Genomic DNA, 15,559 nt, shown 5'->3' on the forward strand with positions numbered 1-15,559 from the left:
GACCTTCGTTTGAAACTGTTTCCATATCAGGCCTGCCAGGGCCATCATGATCATCTTGCGCATGGTTTCTCCTTCGATGGTGGGATAACCTCAGCATAGCCGGAACCTCTAACGCGCGGCGCAGGTTTGCCTGGCCCAAAGGATGCAGTAGAATCCCTGTCTTTCTGGCAAGACCAAGAGACGGACCATGGCCGACGGGCACAACGAACTCAAGCGCGGACTCAAGAACCGCCACATCCAGCTGATCGCCCTCGGCGGCGCCATCGGCACCGGCCTCTTCCTCGGCATCGCCTCGACCATTCAGATGGCCGGCCCTTCGGTGCTGCTGGGCTATGCGATCGCCGGCGCGGTCGCCTTCCTGATCATGCGCCAGCTGGGCGAGATGATTGTCGACGAGCCGGTAGCCGGCTCCTTCAGCCACTTCGCCGACAAGTACTGCGGACGCTGGGCCGGCTTCGCCTCGGGCTGGAATTACTGGGTGATGTACATCCTGGTCAGCCTGGCCGAACTGACCGCGCTCGGCATCTATATGCAGTACTGGTTCCCGGACCTGCCGACCTGGGTCTCGGCCCTCGGCTTCTTCGTGCTGGTCAACTGCATCAGCCTGCTCAACGTGAAGGCGTTCGGGGAGATGGAATTCTGGTTCGCCGTGATCAAGGTGGTCGCGGTGGTCGGCATGATCGTGTTCGGTCTTTACCTGCTGATCGGCGGCGGCGCCGGCCCCGAGGCGGGCGTGGCCAATCTGTGGCAGCACGGCGGCTTCTTCCCGCACGGCGTGGCTGGCCTGGCGATGGCGATGGCGGTGATCATGTTCTCCTTCGGCGGCCTGGAACTGATCGGCATTACCGCCGCAGAAGCCGACGACCCGGCGCGCACGATCCCGCGCGCCACCAATAACGCCCTGTACCGGATCCTGATCTTCTACATCGGCGCGCTGGCCGTGCTCCTGATGCTGTATCCGTGGCAGAAGGTGGTCACCGGCGGCAGTCCTTTCGTGCTGATCTTCCAGGCGCTCGACAGCGGCTGGGTCGCCAACGTCCTCAACCTGGTCGTGCTGACCGCCGCGCTGTCGGTGTATAACGGCTGCGTCTACGCCAACAGCCGCATGCTGTTCGGCCTGGCCGAACAGGGCAATGCGCCGGCGGCGCTGAAGTACACCAACCGGCGCGGCGTGCCGCTGGTGGCGCTGGGCGTGTCAGCCGTGGCCACCGGGTCGGCGATCGTGATCAATTATTTCCTGCCGCGCGAAGCGCTGGGCATGGTGATGACGCTGGCCACGACCGCCCTGGTCCTGAACTGGGCCATGATTTCGTGGAGCCACCTGCGCTTCCGCCGCAGCAAGGAGGCGCTCGGCGCGACGACGACCTTCCGCAGCCCCTGGTTCCCGCTGTCAAATTACGTATGCCTGGGATTCGTTGCCCTCCTGCTGGTCGTGATGCTGCTTACGCCTGGCCTGCGCATCTCGGTATTCCTGATTCCGGTATGGCTGGCGGTGCTCGGACTGGGCTACTGGCTGCGCGAGCGGCGCAAAACCCACTAATTTTCCGGACCTGCCGCATCTCCTTCGAGAAGCGACGCCGGCGCACGACCCGAAGGCGGGTCCAGGATGAAGCGCGGCAGGGTCAGCGCCAGGCCGCTATGCGGCAGCACCACGTCGCGGATGCCTCCTGATTGCGTCCGCCTGGCGGCGCCGCCCGCGCCGACCAGCGTGGCGAAGCCGAAATCCTGCATCACGTTGGCGAACAGGATGGCGGACGAATACGTGCCGGGTCCGATACGCACATAGGTTTTACCCGCGTAGCGCAGCGGGTTTTCCGACTGCGGTTGGCGCCAGGTCGCAATCTCGCCCAGCATCGCTTTGGCCGGCGCGCCCGCCGGAGCCCGCGCCAGGCCGCGGTAGGTCGAGCCGGTCCGGTAGGGCTGCGTGGCCAGATAGGGCATCAAGCCATCCAGCCACACCGCGTCGTTCCCGCCACCGTTCTTGCTGATGTCGATCACCAGGCTGGTCACTCCCTGCGCGCGGATACGGGCGAAGGCGTCGCGCGCAAATGCCAGGAATGGCGCGGGATCGGCCATATTGAAAGTGTCGACCGTCAGCACCGCGCTGCCATCCCGGCCAATGGCGAGATCGAAGGGTTGCCGTGCCTCGTGTTCCAGGATGCGCGGTAGCGTCTGTCGAGCGGGCATGGTCACTGTGCGCCGCACGCCCTCCTCTTCCAGTACCAGTTCGTAGGCCTCGGGCGCGCCAAACCTCTTCCAGTAGTACAACCACCAGCGCTGGCCCAGCAGGTTCGCCCGGAAGCGCGCCGTATCGCCGTGCACCATGGACGACAGGGTCGACACGAGTTCCGCTGCGGCCACGCCATTGACGGAGACGACGCGGGTCGGCGTTGCAGACACATAGAGCGCGCCATCCGGATCGATGTTTACCTCGATCGGGAACAGACCGCCGCCCTCCGCCAGCCACGCACGCGTCTCCTTGCGCCAGTCCGGATAGCCGATCAAGAAATGACCATCCGCGAGCAGCGGATTGATCGATGCAAGCCGTTGCCAGGCTTCGTCGCGCGTGAGCGTGGGCGGCGCATCGTGCGAGATCCGGTCGAGCGCGTGGTGCACGGCCGGCGGATCGGTCGAGAAGCCGGGATCCGGATGCATGCGCGCGATCATGGCGCGGACGAAGGCGATATCTTCACGAAACTGCGCCGCGCTGATGGGCTGCGCCACGCCATCCGCCGCCGTCGCCGACGCACAGGCAAGGAAGAACGTCGCCAGGATCGGGCGAAGTCGGGAAATCGGGGACAACAGTCGTCGATGCATGGGTGCTTTCGATAGTCTTGCCGGTTGGCTCATCTGGAACGAATGCATGCTAGCGCCACACTTGCTGGACGGCATGGCATTTGCGACGAAATGCACTATCACGCGACGTATGCGGCTAAACGCCGCCCAGCCACGTATGTCCTCGCGTCTGTTTAGCCAAGCCCATCGACTCGCCCGCTCGATGCTCTATCGTCATCCCTGCACCCGGCGCTGTGCGCCGCACCCATGACGCATAACCCGCCTCCATCGCACCAATCCAGGCGACCCCTACCTCAACGGCAAAAAATGACGGCTTGCTATGTTGCAAAGCAATATGAAAATAGTTTCGCGCAGTTGACGTAAACGTCAACTAAGGGTCTATGATGCCTCTTGCTGCAAAACACCTCAAAAGGGAAAGCATATATATGAGCCAGAGCAATCCTCTGTCGCTGCACGTACCGGAGCCTACCGGCCGCCCGGGCTGCAAGACTGATTTTTCGTTCCTCCAGGTGAGCGCTGCCGGTTCGGTCCGGCGTCCACCGATCGATGTCGCTCCATTGGAGACAAGCGACATCGCCCAACAACTGATCCGCGTGCTCGACGAGCACGGCAATGCCGTCGGCCCCTGGGCCGAGGAGCCCGACCGCGAGCTGCTGCGCTTCGGCCTGCGCACCATGATGAAGACCCGCATCTTCGATGCGCGCATGGTGATCGCCCAGCGCCAGAAGAAGATGTCGTTCTACATGATCTCGCTCGGCGAAGAGGCGATCGGCACCGCCCACGCCCTCGCGCTGCAGGACGGCGACATGAATTTCCCCACCTACCGCCAGCAAAGCCTGCTGATGGCGCGCCAGGTGCCCTTGGTCGACATGATCTGCCAGCTGCTGTCCAATGAGCGCGATCCGCTCAAGGGCCGCCAATTGCCGGTGATGTATTCGGTGCGCGAGGCCGGCTTCTTTACCATTTCGGGCAACCTCGCCACCCAGTACCCGCAAGCCGTGGGCTGGGCCATGGCATCCGCGATCAAGGGCGACACAAAGATCGCGTCGGCCTGGATCGGCGACGGCGCCACCGCGGAATCCGATTTCTCGACCGCCCTCACCTTTGCCCATGTGTACCGCGCGCCGGTCATCCTCAACGTGGTCAATAACCAGTGGGCGATCTCGAGCTTCCAGGCGCTCGCCGGCGGCGAGAGCGTGACCTTCGCCACCCGCGGCATCGGCAGCGGCATCGCCTCGCTGCGCGTGGACGGCAATGACTTTTTGGCCGTGTTGTCGGCCTCGCGCTGGGCCGCAGAACGCGCCCGCAGCAACCTCGGTCCGACCCTGATCGAATGGGTCACCTACCGCGCGGGCCCGCACTCGACCTCGGACGATCCTTCGCGCTACCGCCCGGCCGACGACTATGCCCGCTTCCCGCTGGGCGATCCGATCGCCCGCCTGCGCCAGTACCTGAGCAATCTGGGCTGGTGGTCCGATGCCGAACACGAGGCCGTGCAGGCCGAACTCGAAGCCGAAGTGCTGGCCGCACAGAAGGAAGCCGAAAGCTACGGCACCCTGGGCGACGAGCGCGCGCCGAGCGCCGCGACCATGTTCGAAGACGTTTATAAAGACATGCCGGAGCACCTGCGCCGTCAGCGTCAGCAGTTGGGAGTATAAGATGGCACGAGACGATCAACCGAAGGACATCGCAACGATGCCGATGACCATGATCCAGGCACTGCGCTCGGCCATGGACGTGATGATGGAACGCGACGGCAACGTCGTGGTGTATGGCCAGGACGTCGGCTATTTTGGCGGCGTGTTCCGCGTCACCGACGGGCTGCAAGCGAAGTACGGCAAGTCGCGCGTGTTCGACGCGCCGATCTCGGAAGGCGGCATCGTCGGCACCGCGGTCGGCATGGCCGCCTATGGCCTGCGCCCCGTGGTCGAGATCCAGTTCGCCGACTATTTTTATCCGGCGACCGACCAGATCGTGTCCGAGGCGGCGCGCCTGCGCTACCGCTCGGCCGGCGAGTTCACCGCGTCGATGGTGATCCGCATGCCTTGCGGCGGCGGCATCTACGGCGGCCAGACCCACAGCCAGAGCCCGGAGGCTTTCTTCACCCACGTGTGCGGCCTGCGCACCGTGATGCCATCGAACCCGTACGACGCCAAGGGCCTCCTGATCGCCTCGATCGAAAACGACGATCCGGTGATCTTCCTGGAACCGAAACGTCTTTACAATGGTCCTTTTGACGGCCACCACGACCGTCCGGTCGTGCCATGGTCCGGCCATCCGAAGGGCGACGTCCCAACGGGTTACTACACCGTCGACCTGGATAAAGCGGCCATCGTCCGCCCCGGCAACGACGTCACCGTGCTGGCCTACGGCACCATGGTCTGGGTCGCCGAAGCGGCGGCGCGCGAGTCCGGCGTCGATGCCGAGGTGATCGACCTGCGCAGCATCTGGCCGCTCGACCTCGACACCATCGTCAATTCGGTCAAGAAGACCGGCCGCTGCGTGATCGTGCACGAAGCGACGCAGACCAGCGGCTTCGGCGCCGAACTGGCGGCGCTGGTGCAGGAACACTGCTTCTACCAGCTGGAAGCGCCGATCGGGCGCGTCGCCGGCTGGGACACCCCGTATCCGCATGCGCAGGAGTGGGCTTATTTCCCGGGGCCCGACCGTGTCGGCGCGGCCCTGAAACGCGTGATGGAGGGTTGATTAATGGGTATTCACGTTATCAAGATGCCTGACCTCGGCGAAGGCATCGCCGAAGTCGAAGTCGTGGCCTGGCACGTCCAACCGGGCGACGTCGTCAAGGAAGACCAGGTGCTGGCCGACGTCATGACCGACAAGGCGACGGTCGAGATCCCGTCGCCGGTCGCGGGCACCATCACGAGCCTGGGCGGCGCGATCGGCCAGTCGCTGGCCGTGGGCGCGGAACTGATCCGCCTCGAAGTCGAGGGCGCCGGCAACCAGAAGGACAAGGGTGCAGCCAGCCAGGAACCGGTCAGGACGGCCGCCGCCACCGCGCCGGCCGAAGAAGTCGCCGAGCCGCAGCTTGCAGCAGTCGCGGCCAATGAAGCATCCGCAGTAGCTCCTGCTCCTGCCCCTGTCTCCCGGCCGGCGCCGGCCGCTCGTCCAGCGCCCGTGTCGAAGGGCGCGCCCCAGTTGCGCGCCGAAGGCGAAAAACCGCTGGCCCCGCCGGCCGTGCGCCAGCGCGCCTGGGACCTGGGCGTCGAGCTGCAGTTCGTTGCCGGCAGCGGCCCGGCAGGCCGCATCACCCACGCCGACCTGGACGCCCATGTGGCCGGCCACCGCGGCGGCGCGGCCAATGGCGGCCCCGACGAACGCTATGCCGAACAGCATGGCGAACATGCGACGCAGGTAATCGGCCTGCGCCGCAAGATCGCCGAGAAGATGCAGGAGGCCAAGCGCAACATCCCGCACTTCACCTATGTCGAAGAAGTCGACGTCACCGAGCTCGAGGCGCTGCGCATCCAACTGAACGCACGCTACGGCGCCGAGCGCGGCAAGCTCACCCTGCTGCCGCTGCTGATGCGCGCCGTGGTGCTGGCCCTGCGCAGCTATCCGATGATGAGCGCGCGCTACGACGACGACAAGAACCTGCTCACCACCTATGACGCGGCCCACATCGGCATCGCGGCCCAGACCGACAACGGCCTGATGGTGCCGGTGGTGCGCCACGCCGAATCGCGCGACCCGTGGTCGAGCGCGGCCGAGATTTCGCGCCTGGCCGACGCGGCGCGCACCGGCAAGGCCACGCGCGACGAACTGACCGGCTCCACCATCACGATCACCAGCCTCGGCGCGCTGGGCGGCATCGTCACCACGCCGGTGATCAACCGCCCGGAAGTCGCCATCGTCGGCGTCAACCGCATCGTCGACCGTCCGGTGATCCGGGATGGCGCCATGGTGGCGCGCAAGATGATGAACCTGTCGTCCTCGTTCGACCATCGCGTGATCGACGGCATGGTGGCGGCCCAGTTCGTGCAGGCGATCCGGGGCTACCTCGAGTTCCCAGCAACCCTGTTCGTGGAGTGAGCCGATGGAGACGATCAACACGACCTTACTGATCATCGGCGGCGGCCCGGGCGGCTACGTGGCCGGCATCCGCGCCGGCCAGCTGGGCATCCCGGCCATCGTGGTCGAGGGCGCGAACCCCGGCGGCACCTGCCTGAACATCGGCTGCATCCCGTCGAAGGCGCTAATCCACGCGGCCGACGAGTACCACAAGACCGCCACCTATGCGGCCCAGGAATCGCCGCTCGGCATCAGCGTCGAGTCGCCGAAGATCGACCTGGCGCGCACCGTGGCCTGGAAGGACGGCATCGTCAAGCGCCTGACCGGAGGCGTCGGCGCCCTGCTCAAGAAACAGGGCGTGCGCGTGGTACACGGCTGGGCCAGGGTCCTGGACGGCAAGACCGTCGAAGTCGAGGCCGACGGCCAGGAAACGGTGCGCATCCGTTGCGAGCACCTGCTGCTGGCCAGCGGTTCGCAGGCCGTCGAGCTGCCCTTCATGCCCTTCGGCGGACCGGTGATCTCGTCGACCGAGGCGCTGTCGCAGGACAGCGTGCCGCGCCGCCTGGTGGTGGTTGGCGCCGGCTACATTGGCCTGGAGCTGGGCACGGCCTACCGCAAGCTGGGCAGCCAGGTCACCGTGGTCGAAGCGGCCGAGCGCATCCTGCCGGCCTATGACGCCGAGCTGGTCAAGCCGGTGGCCAAGTCGCTCGAGCGCCTCGGCATCGAGCTGCGCCTGGCGACGTCGGTACTGGGCATCGAAGGCGAGCGGGTAAAAGTGCGCGACGCATCCGGCGTCGAGGCCTACCTGGAAGCCGACAAGGTGCTGGTGGCCGTCGGCCGCAAGCCGGCAACCACCGGCTGGGGCCTGGAAAACCTGATGCTCGACATGGCGGGCCGCGCGATCAAGGTCGACGAGCAATGCCGCACCTCGATGCGCAATGTGTGGGCGATCGGCGACCTCACGGGCGAGCCGATGCTGGCCCACCGCGCGATGGCCCAGGGCGAGATGGTGGCCGAGATCATCGCCGGCAAGCGCCGCTGGTTCCAGCCGGCGGCGATTCCGGCGGTGTGCTACACCGATCCCGAGATCGTGGTGGCCGGCATGTCGCCATCCGAGGCGGCTGCCGCCGGCATCGACGCCATGAGCGCCAGCTTCCCGTTCAGCGCCAACGGCCGCGCGATGACGATCGAGAGTACGGATGGCTTCGTGCGCGTGGTCGCGCGCAAGGACAACCACCTGATCCTCGGGTGGCAGGCGGTCGGTGTGGGCGTGTCGGAACTGGCGGCAGGCTTTACCCAGTCGATCGAGCTGGGCGCCCAGCTGGAAGACGTCGCCCGCACCATCCACGCCCACCCGACCCTGGGCGAGGCGGTGCAGGAAGCCGCGCTGCGCGCGCTCGGCCACGCCCTGCACATCTAAGCAGAAACGCCGCCCTGTCCGGGGCGGCGTTCCAGTTCAAACCGGTCGGGTGCGGGTGCGCGGCCGCGAGGCCAGCGCCGTGCCCAGGCGCAGCGCAGTCTCGACCGCGCGCCCGATCGGCGGCTGGTAGCCATCCTCGATCCAGCGCAGGGCAATGTGGATCACGCCCCCGATCACCCCCGCCTGCAGCAATTCGTCGTCCGTCGCCTCGGCCCCCACCACGCGCGCGACTTCGCGGCCGATGGCGCGCAGCGAAGCGTCGAACGCCTGGTCCACCGCGCGGCCCACGCCCCGGATCTCGACCAGGAACACGCGCGCCGACTGCGGTTCGCGCTGCAGGGCCGCGAAGTACGCGTGCAGCATCGCACGCGAGCGCGCCACCCGGCCGCGCCCAGCCGCCTCGCCGGCGCGCAGGATTTCACCCAGCACGCCGTAGGTGACGGCATTGTAGGAATCGATCAGCAGCGCTTCGCTATTGGCGAAAGACTCGTAGAAATAACGTTCGGTCAGGCCGGCCGCCTCGCAGACCGCCTTCACCGTCGCCTGATGGTAGCCGCGCTCGCCGTAGACGGCGATGGCGCCCGCGATCAGGCGGCTGCGGCGCTCAGCGCGGCGCTGCTCCTGCGACTGGCCGCGGTAAGAGCGCGCGAGCGTGGACGTAGTGGAAAGCTCTTGGTTCATCCCCCACATTTTGACACAACTTGCCGTTGGTTATCAAAATGTGATGAATGTCGGTTTGCGCGCTAGGCTATTCGGCCTGGCACGCCCTTCGGACTACGGCTTGCGCCGCGCGGTCCCCTGGTCGTACTCGTCGTCTTTTGCATCGGCCGCGTCTGCCTCATTCTGACGATTTCCGGTAGGCCCCGACTGGCGATTGCCGCCACCCTGGAAACCCCGGTCGGACTGCTCGTCGTTCGAGCCGCCGGCCAGCAGGTCGTCGGTACGGCCGGCGGCACTTCCCTGCCCGCTTTGCTGCATTGCGCCATCGCCCTGCCGCTGGGCCGGGTCCTTGCCCTCGGCACTGGCGCCGACCTCGCCTGTGGATCCTGCGCCCATGGTTCCCGCGCTGGTGGTGCCGTTGGTGACCTGGTCCCAGCTGCGTCCTTTCACATCCTTGCCTTCGTTGTGCGTCGACATAGCGATTCTCCTCAAGTTCAATAACGTGGAACCCATCTTAGCCGTCCGGCGCACAACGGCAATAGGCGGAGGGCCTTGCGCCCTGTAGGACCCGGCGCGCCCGGCGGTGGTGATGACGATCAGGCACGAATTTTTGCTGCAAAGCAACATGATTTCGATTATTGCGATACACTATCGGATTGCGCATCTCGATTGATGCCTGTTATGCAACGGCCCCGCCTCTGTCTCGCCCTTCGCGAGCGTCCTGGCGGCCGCGCCGTCCAACCAAGAAAGAATATCCAGTGAAGAACCTGAAAATAGGCGCCCGCCTGGGGCTCGCCTTTGCCGTCGTCCTCGCCCTGCTGTTGACCATGGCTGCCACCTCCCTCCTGCGCATGCAGACGGCCGGCGATCTGACTTACCGTCTCGTCAATACCAGCACCAAGAACCAGTTCACGACCTCGGAATGGCGCAAGGCGATCGAAGTAAACGACGCCATGATCGGCACCATCTATCATGCGGGCGACGCCGGCGTGGTCGCGCAGCTCGAACCGCGCCTGCGCGCCAACGTGCGCCAGGCCGACGCCCTGCAGGCCGACGTCGACGCCAACCTCCTCAACCCGAAGGTGCGCGTGTTCCTGGACCGCGCGAAGGAACTGCGCGGCGCCTATGACGGCGCGCGCGACGCCGTGCTCGAAGCAAAGCTGGCAGGCGATCCGGCCCGCCTCGATCAGGCTTATAACGTCCAGTTCCTGCCACGCGCCCACGCCTTCGAGGCCGCGCTGACGGAATTCGCCAAGCGCCAGGGCACTGCCACCGCCGGCGTCGGCACCACCATCCTGGATTCCTATGCCGAGACCCGCATCATCCTGCTGGTGCTCGCCGTGGCTGCCGTCGCCCTTGGCGCCGGCTTCGCCTGGTTCATCACCCGCTCGATCACGGCGCCGCTGCGCCAGGCGGTCGAGGTGGCCGAGCGCGTGGCCGACGGCGACCTGGGCAGCCGGGTCGAAGCCCACGGCCGCGACGAGGTGGCGCAGCTGATGGAGGCGCTGGGCCGCATGAACGGCAACCTGGCCACCATCGTCGGCCAGGTGCGCGACGGCAGCGCGGCGATCGCGCAGGCGTCCGGCGAAATCGCCAGCGGCAACCAGGACCTGTCGAGCCGCACCGAGCAGCAGGCCGGCTCGCTCGAGGAAACCGCGGCCTCGATGGAAGAACTCACGTCTACCGTGCGCCAGAACACGGAGCACGCGCGCCGCGCCAACGGCCTGGCGGCCAGCGCAGCCGGCGTGGCCGGCGAAGGCGGCAGGATGGTCGATGAGGTGGTCGGCACCATGGGCCGCATCGACGCCTCGTCGCAGCGCATCGTCGACATCATCGGCGTCATCGACGGCATCGCCTTCCAGACCAATATCCTGGCCCTGAACGCGGCGGTCGAGGCGGCACGCGCCGGTGAGCAGGGCCGAGGCTTCGCGGTCGTCGCCGGCGAGGTGCGCACCCTGGCCCACCGCTCGGCCGCAGCGGCCAAGGAAATCAAGGGCCTGATCGACGACTCGGTGAACCAGGTCCAGCAAGGCACGCAGCAGGTGGCGCGCGCCGGCGCCACCATGGTGCAGATTGTGGACGGCATCCGCCAGGTGACCGTGATCATGGGCGAGATCGCCGCCGCCAGCGAAGAACAAAGCGCCGGCATCGAGCAGGTCAATACCGCCATCGCCGAGATGGACCGCGTGACCCAGCAGAACGCGGCCCTGGTCGAACAGGCGGCCGCCGCCGCCGACGCGATGCGCGAGCAGGCCGGGCAGCTGTCGGCCGTGGTCGGCACCTTCCGCCTCGGGAGTGGCGAAGCCGCCAGGGCTAAGCCGCAGCAACGGCCGGTACGCGCCGCCCTGCCGGCCTGACGGATCGGTCCCCGGCAACGGCCTTCCGCAACTGGCAATTGCAACATGCGTAGTACTACGCATGTTGCAAATTTGCCGCAAGGCAATTGTCTTGCCGGTTTTGCGGGTTATACTAGGGGTCTTCGACATGGCGCCGCGCGCGGCGCCTGCCGGTCCGGCCGCGCCCGCGGCCAGCCTGCAGTCACCAAGCAGACTGGAAACTACCCTCGTGAAAAAACTGAATATCGGCGCCCGCCTGGGCCTCGGCTTTGCCATTGTTCTCGTACTCTTGCTCGCCATGAGTGCCACCGCCCTGACGCGCATGCAGTCGGCGGCGGACCTGACCGACCGCCTGGTCAATACCAGCATCAAGAACCAGCGCAGCGTCGCCGAGTGGCGCCGCAATATCGAAATCAACAGCGCCATCAACGAAACCGTCTATTACGCGCCCGACGCCGGCATCCTCGACGTGGTCGGTCCCAAGCGCCAGGGGATCACCAGCCGTTCCAACGTGCTGCAGAAGGAGATCGAGGAGTCACTGCGCAACCCCGGTGTGCGCGAACAGTTCAAGCTCGTCAAGGAAGAACGCATCGGCTATATGGCCGCGCGCGATGCCCTGTTCCAGGCCAAGCGCGAAGACAACCGCGCCCGGCTCGACGACATCTACCGTAATCAGCTGAGCCCGCGCACCGTGTCCTACCTGGCCACGGTCGACAAGTTCGCCAATATGCAGATCACCGCCACCGACGGCGTGGCCCAGTCGATCCTGGCGTCCTACGCCAGCACCCGCGTGATCCTGTTCACGCTGGGCGGCGCGGCCCTGCTGCTGGGCGCCGCCTGCGCCTGGTTCATCAGCCGCTCGATCACGGCGCCGCTGCGCCAGGCGGTCGACGTGGCCGAGCGCGTGGCCGGCGGCGACCTGACCAGCCAGTTCAGCCGCCAGGTGCTCGAGCGCGGCGACGAGGTCGGCCAGCTGATGTCGGCGCTGTCGCGCATGAACGGCAGCCTGGCGACCATCGTCGGCCAGGTGCGCGACGGCACCGCCACCATTTCGGTCGCATCCGGCGAGATTGCCAGCGGCAACCAGGACCTGTCGAGCCGCACCGAACAGCAGGCCGGCTCGCTGGAAGAAACCGCGGCCTCGATGGAAGAACTCACCTCGACCGTGCGCCAGAATACCGAGCATGCGCGGCGCGCTAATGGCCTGGCGGCCAGCGCGGCCGGCGTGGCCGGCGAAGGCGGCCGCATGGTGGCCGAGGTGGTCGGTACCATGGGCCGCATCGACGCCTCGTCGCAGCGCATCGTCGACATCATCGGCGTCATCGACGGCATCGCCTTCCAGACCAATATCCTGGCCCTGAACGCGGCGGTCGAGGCAGCACGCGCCGGCGAGCAAGGCCGCGGCTTCGCGGTCGTCGCCGGAGAAGTGCGCACCCTGGCCCACCGCTCGGCCGCGGCGGCCAAGGAGATCAAGAGCCTGATCGACGACTCGGTCGGCCAGGTCCAGCAAGGCACACAGCAGGTGGCGCGCGCCGGCGCCACCATGGGGCAGATCGTCCAGAGCATCGAGCAGGTCACCGTGATCATGGGCGAGATCGCCGCCGCCAGCGAAGAGCAAAGCGCCGGCATCGAGCAGGTCAATACCGCCATCGTCGAGATGGACCGCGTGACCCAGCAGAACGCGGCCCTGGTCGAAGAAGCGGCGGCCGCCGCCGATGCGATGCGCGACCAGGCGGCGCAGCTGTCGGCCGTGGTCGGCACCTTCCGGCTGGAACACGGCAGGCAGCAGCGATAGGCTTTACGCAAGACAATCGTATCTTCTGCCTTGATTGTTCGACCAGAAAGCAGCGCGCAACGTTGCAATCTGGTCGCACTTTTGTTCAATAACTTTACTGGACACTATTGCCTATAGTCATGAACTGCTAGACTGGCAGACTTTGCATCCTCTGACGCAATTTTATTTGCTAAAAAGAACAATAAGAGGATGTTCTACCCAGGACGGGTAAGCATCGGTCTACACAGGAGTCGTCTACATGAAAGCAATGCAAGTCCGCCCAGCGCAGAAGCTGCTGGTGGCGGCGGTGTCCGGTATCGTCTGCAGCATCGCCCACGCCCAGCAGGTTCCCCCTACCCAGGACAATGGCACGGCCCTGCCCGAAGTCGTCGTCACCGCCCAGCGCACCGCCGCGCTGGCCTCGCGCACCCCGGTCGCGGTCAGCGTCGTCAGCGGCGAGCAGCTGCGCGACCTCGGCGCCATCAGCCCGGCCGACATCGGCCCGCGCCTGCCGAACGTGCACATCGACCAGGCCTTCTCGGGCCTGCGCGTGACGATCCGCGGCATCAGCAATAACGACACCACTGACAAGGGCGACCCATCGGCCGCCTTCATGCTCGACGGCGTCTATATCGCGCGTCCGGCCGGCCAGAGCGCCAACCTGCTCGACGTCGACCGCATCGAAGTGCTGCGCGGCCCGCAAGGCACGCTGTACGGCCGCAACACCACGGCCGGCCTGGTCAACGTGATCTCGAACGCCCCGACCGACCTGCTCGAAGGCGCGCTCGGCCTGGAGATGGGCACCTATGGCCGGCGCAAGGTCGACGGTGTGATCAACGTCCCCGTCAACGAGGCGCTGTCGCTGCGCGCCGCCGTCAGCCAGCTGCGCCAGGACCCGTTCCTGAAGAACGGCCAGGGCACGCCGCACCGTCCGGGCATGGACCGCGACGAACGCGATGCGCGCCTCTCCGCGAAGCTCAAGCTGAACCGCGACGCCACCCTGGTGGTGCGCTACGACCACGGCGAGACCGAGGGCAATAACGACCGCATCGTCCCCGACACCAATTTCTTCAGCGGCGTGGCCAGTGGCCGCCCGGTCTGGCGCGACAGCACTACCGACGAGCGCCTGACCAACAGCTTCCGGCCGCCGAACATGACGCCGGTGCAGGGCTGGCATGACCGCCGCGCGCGCGGCCTGTCGGCCGACCTGAGCTGGGACCTGGGCCCGGCCACTGTGTATTACCTGGGCTCGCACCGCAAGCTGGACCAGGCAATCCGCCAGAATTACTTCTACCGCGTGGCCCCGACCCTGGCCCTCGGCGTGGTCAACAACTACGACGGCCACAACGAACAGGATTCGCACGAGCTGCGCATCGCCACGAATGGCAGCGGTCCGCTCAGCGCACAGGCCGGCCTGTACTATTTCAGCGAAGACTCCAACACCTCGTACGCCTTCCAGGGCCTGCAGCCGGTCGGCCTGCCGCCGTATTACTCCTTCCCCCTGCACACCCAGGCGGAAAGCCGCGCAGTCTTCGGCCAGCTGACCTGGCGCGTGCTGGATGGGCTGCGCCTGACGGCCGGCGCGCGCCGCACCGAGGACGACAAGGACCGCGTCGGCTCGACCGACTTCCAGCAGGGACCGGTGTTCAATCCGGCCACCGACCGCCGCCTGCCGAACGCCGCCGAGCTGTCCACCTCGCGCACCACCTGGCGCCTGGGCGCCGAATACGACCTGGCCCCGGGCACGCTGCTGTACGGCAGCCTGGCGACCGGCTACAAGGCCGGCGGCTTCAATGACGGCTGCGTGGCCGGCGCCGAGATTGGCGGCGTCGCCTGCCCTGCCGCCGCCGCGGTCGAACAGGATTACCTGTATTACCAGCCCGAGGAATTGCGCGCCTGGGAGGCTGGCCTCAAGTCGCGCCTGCTGGACGGGCGCCTCAGCTTCAATGCCGCCGCCTTCTACTACGACTACACCAACCTTCAACTGAGCAGCAATGCGATCGTCTCGGGCGCCCCGCGCCTGTTGACGCGCAATGCCGGCCAGGCCCGCTCGCGCGGCCTGGAGCTGGAGGGCGAGCTGCGGGTCGGCGCCAACGGCCGCCTGCGCTACGGCGCCACCTTCCTCGACGCCCATTACGCGGTCTATAGCCCGAACGTCGGCGTGTCCTGGGCCGGCCGCAAGCTGGACCGCGCGCCGAGCCACGTCTACACTCTGGGCTACGAGCACCGCTTCCACGTGCAGGACGGGCAGTTGCACGCCGGCGTGTTCTCGCGCCGCAGCGCCGATTACGCGATCACGATCCCGAGCAACCTGCTGGAATACCGTATCCCGGCGCACACCACGACCGACGCCACCCTGCGCTACCAGCCGTCGGCAGCGAACTGGAGTCTGCTGGCGCGCGTGCGCAATCTGGAGAACTCGGTGCGGCCATCGCTGATCGACAGCTTCGGCATGGCCACGCCGACCGCGCCGCGCACCGCCGACCTGCGCCTGGACCTGCGCTTCTGAACCGGAGCTGCATTCTCACGATACCCACCGCCGTA

11 protein-coding genes are annotated in these 15,559 nt (G+C 66.8%); 8 read left to right on the forward strand and 3 right to left on the reverse strand.

Going from position 1 to position 15,559, the window contains the following annotated elements:
- Positions 1-187 precede the first annotated feature (187 nt).
- Positions 188-1,540 (forward strand): amino acid permease, encoded by a 1,353-nt coding sequence (locus tag FVD38_RS14485; protein ID WP_147935462.1) that lies wholly within the window; start codon positions 188-190, stop codon positions 1,538-1,540.
- On the opposite strand, the gene FVD38_RS14490 is transcribed toward FVD38_RS14485, so the two are convergent.
- Entirely contained in the window at positions 1,537-2,724 is a 1,188-nt protein-coding gene (locus tag FVD38_RS14490; RefSeq protein WP_187271597.1) for a S41 family peptidase, read from the reverse strand. The genes FVD38_RS14485 and FVD38_RS14490 overlap by 4 nt on opposite strands.
- Positions 2,725-3,221: 497 nt before the next feature.
- On the opposite strand from FVD38_RS14490, the gene FVD38_RS14495 reads away from it, so the two are divergent.
- Genes FVD38_RS14495 through lpdA form a run of 4 tightly spaced genes read left to right on the forward strand, consistent with a single transcriptional unit; the run spans position 3,222 to position 8,245 of the window.
- Complete coding sequence (locus FVD38_RS14495) at positions 3,222-4,454, forward strand: 3-methyl-2-oxobutanoate dehydrogenase (2-methylpropanoyl-transferring) subunit alpha (protein WP_147935464.1); 1,233 nt, start codon at positions 3,222-3,224, stop codon at positions 4,452-4,454.
- A gap of 37 nt (positions 4,455-4,491) precedes the next feature.
- Positions 4,492-5,502 carry an alpha-ketoacid dehydrogenase subunit beta gene (locus FVD38_RS14500; RefSeq protein ID WP_221176220.1) on the forward strand — a complete coding sequence of 337 codons (1,011 nt, stop codon included), beginning with the start codon at positions 4,492-4,494 and terminating at the stop codon, positions 5,500-5,502.
- A 3-nt stretch (positions 5,503-5,505) separates the two neighbouring features.
- A complete protein-coding gene (locus tag FVD38_RS14505; protein ID WP_147935465.1) occupies positions 5,506-6,846 on the forward strand; it encodes a dihydrolipoamide acetyltransferase family protein in 1,341 nt (446 codons plus the stop codon).
- 4 nt (positions 6,847-6,850) lie between these two features.
- Positions 6,851-8,245, forward strand: a complete 1,395-nt coding sequence (lpdA, locus tag FVD38_RS14510; RefSeq protein ID WP_147935466.1) for a dihydrolipoyl dehydrogenase — start codon at positions 6,851-6,853, stop codon at positions 8,243-8,245.
- 36 nt (positions 8,246-8,281) lie between these two features.
- Here the strand turns inward: lpdA and FVD38_RS14515 are convergent, their stop codons facing one another.
- Together FVD38_RS14515 and FVD38_RS14520 are read right to left on the reverse strand one after the other, a co-directional pair.
- On the reverse strand, positions 8,282-8,926 hold the full coding sequence (locus tag FVD38_RS14515; RefSeq protein ID WP_147935467.1) for a TetR/AcrR family transcriptional regulator: 645 nt from the start codon (positions 8,924-8,926) through the stop codon (positions 8,282-8,284).
- Positions 8,927-9,019: 93 nt separating this feature from the next.
- Entirely contained in the window at positions 9,020-9,382 is a 363-nt protein-coding gene (locus FVD38_RS14520) for a hypothetical protein (RefSeq protein WP_147935468.1), read from the reverse strand.
- Positions 9,383-9,663: 281 nt separating this feature from the next.
- On the opposite strand from FVD38_RS14520, the gene FVD38_RS14525 reads away from it, so the two are divergent.
- The 3 genes from FVD38_RS14525 to FVD38_RS14535 all read left to right on the forward strand — a co-directional run bounded on the left by FVD38_RS14525 (position 9,664) and on the right by FVD38_RS14535 (position 15,524).
- Entirely contained in the window at positions 9,664-11,262 is a 1,599-nt protein-coding gene (locus FVD38_RS14525; protein WP_147935469.1) for a methyl-accepting chemotaxis protein, read from the forward strand.
- A gap of 208 nt (positions 11,263-11,470) precedes the next feature.
- Positions 11,471-13,036, forward strand: coding sequence for a methyl-accepting chemotaxis protein (locus FVD38_RS14530; protein ID WP_147935470.1), 1,566 nt, complete (start codon positions 11,471-11,473; stop codon positions 13,034-13,036).
- A gap of 238 nt (positions 13,037-13,274) precedes the next feature.
- The gene (locus tag FVD38_RS14535) at positions 13,275-15,524 is read left to right on the forward strand and encodes a TonB-dependent receptor (RefSeq protein ID WP_229493672.1); all 2,250 of its coding nucleotides are present in this window, start codon (positions 13,275-13,277) and stop codon (positions 15,522-15,524) included.
- Positions 15,525-15,559 lie beyond the last annotated feature (35 nt).

It is taken from the genome of Massilia arenae, assembly GCF_008014745.1.
GTDB lineage: Bacteria > Pseudomonadota > Gammaproteobacteria > Burkholderiales > Burkholderiaceae_D > Telluria > Telluria arenae.

What these genes read in the sequence shown, in the direction of transcription:
- FVD38_RS14485 (WP_147935462.1), top strand. Translation starts at nt 188, where the DNA reads ATGGCCGACGGGCACAACGAACTCAAGCGCGGACTCAAGAACCGCCAC.
- FVD38_RS14495 (WP_147935464.1), top strand. Translation starts at nt 3,222, where the DNA reads ATGAGCCAGAGCAATCCTCTGTCGCTGCACGTACCGGAGCCTACCGGC.
- FVD38_RS14500 (WP_221176220.1), top strand. Translation starts at nt 4,492, where the DNA reads ATGCCGATGACCATGATCCAGGCACTGCGCTCGGCCATGGACGTGATG.
- FVD38_RS14505 (WP_147935465.1), top strand. Translation starts at nt 5,506, where the DNA reads ATGGGTATTCACGTTATCAAGATGCCTGACCTCGGCGAAGGCATCGCC.
- lpdA (WP_147935466.1), top strand. Translation starts at nt 6,851, where the DNA reads ATGGAGACGATCAACACGACCTTACTGATCATCGGCGGCGGCCCGGGC.
- FVD38_RS14515 (WP_147935467.1), bottom strand. Translation starts at nt 8,926, where the DNA reads ATGAACCAAGAGCTTTCCACTACGTCCACGCTCGCGCGCTCTTACCGC.
- FVD38_RS14520 (WP_147935468.1), bottom strand. Translation starts at nt 9,382, where the DNA reads ATGTCGACGCACAACGAAGGCAAGGATGTGAAAGGACGCAGCTGGGAC.
- FVD38_RS14535 (WP_229493672.1), top strand. Translation starts at nt 13,275, where the DNA reads ATGAAAGCAATGCAAGTCCGCCCAGCGCAGAAGCTGCTGGTGGCGGCG.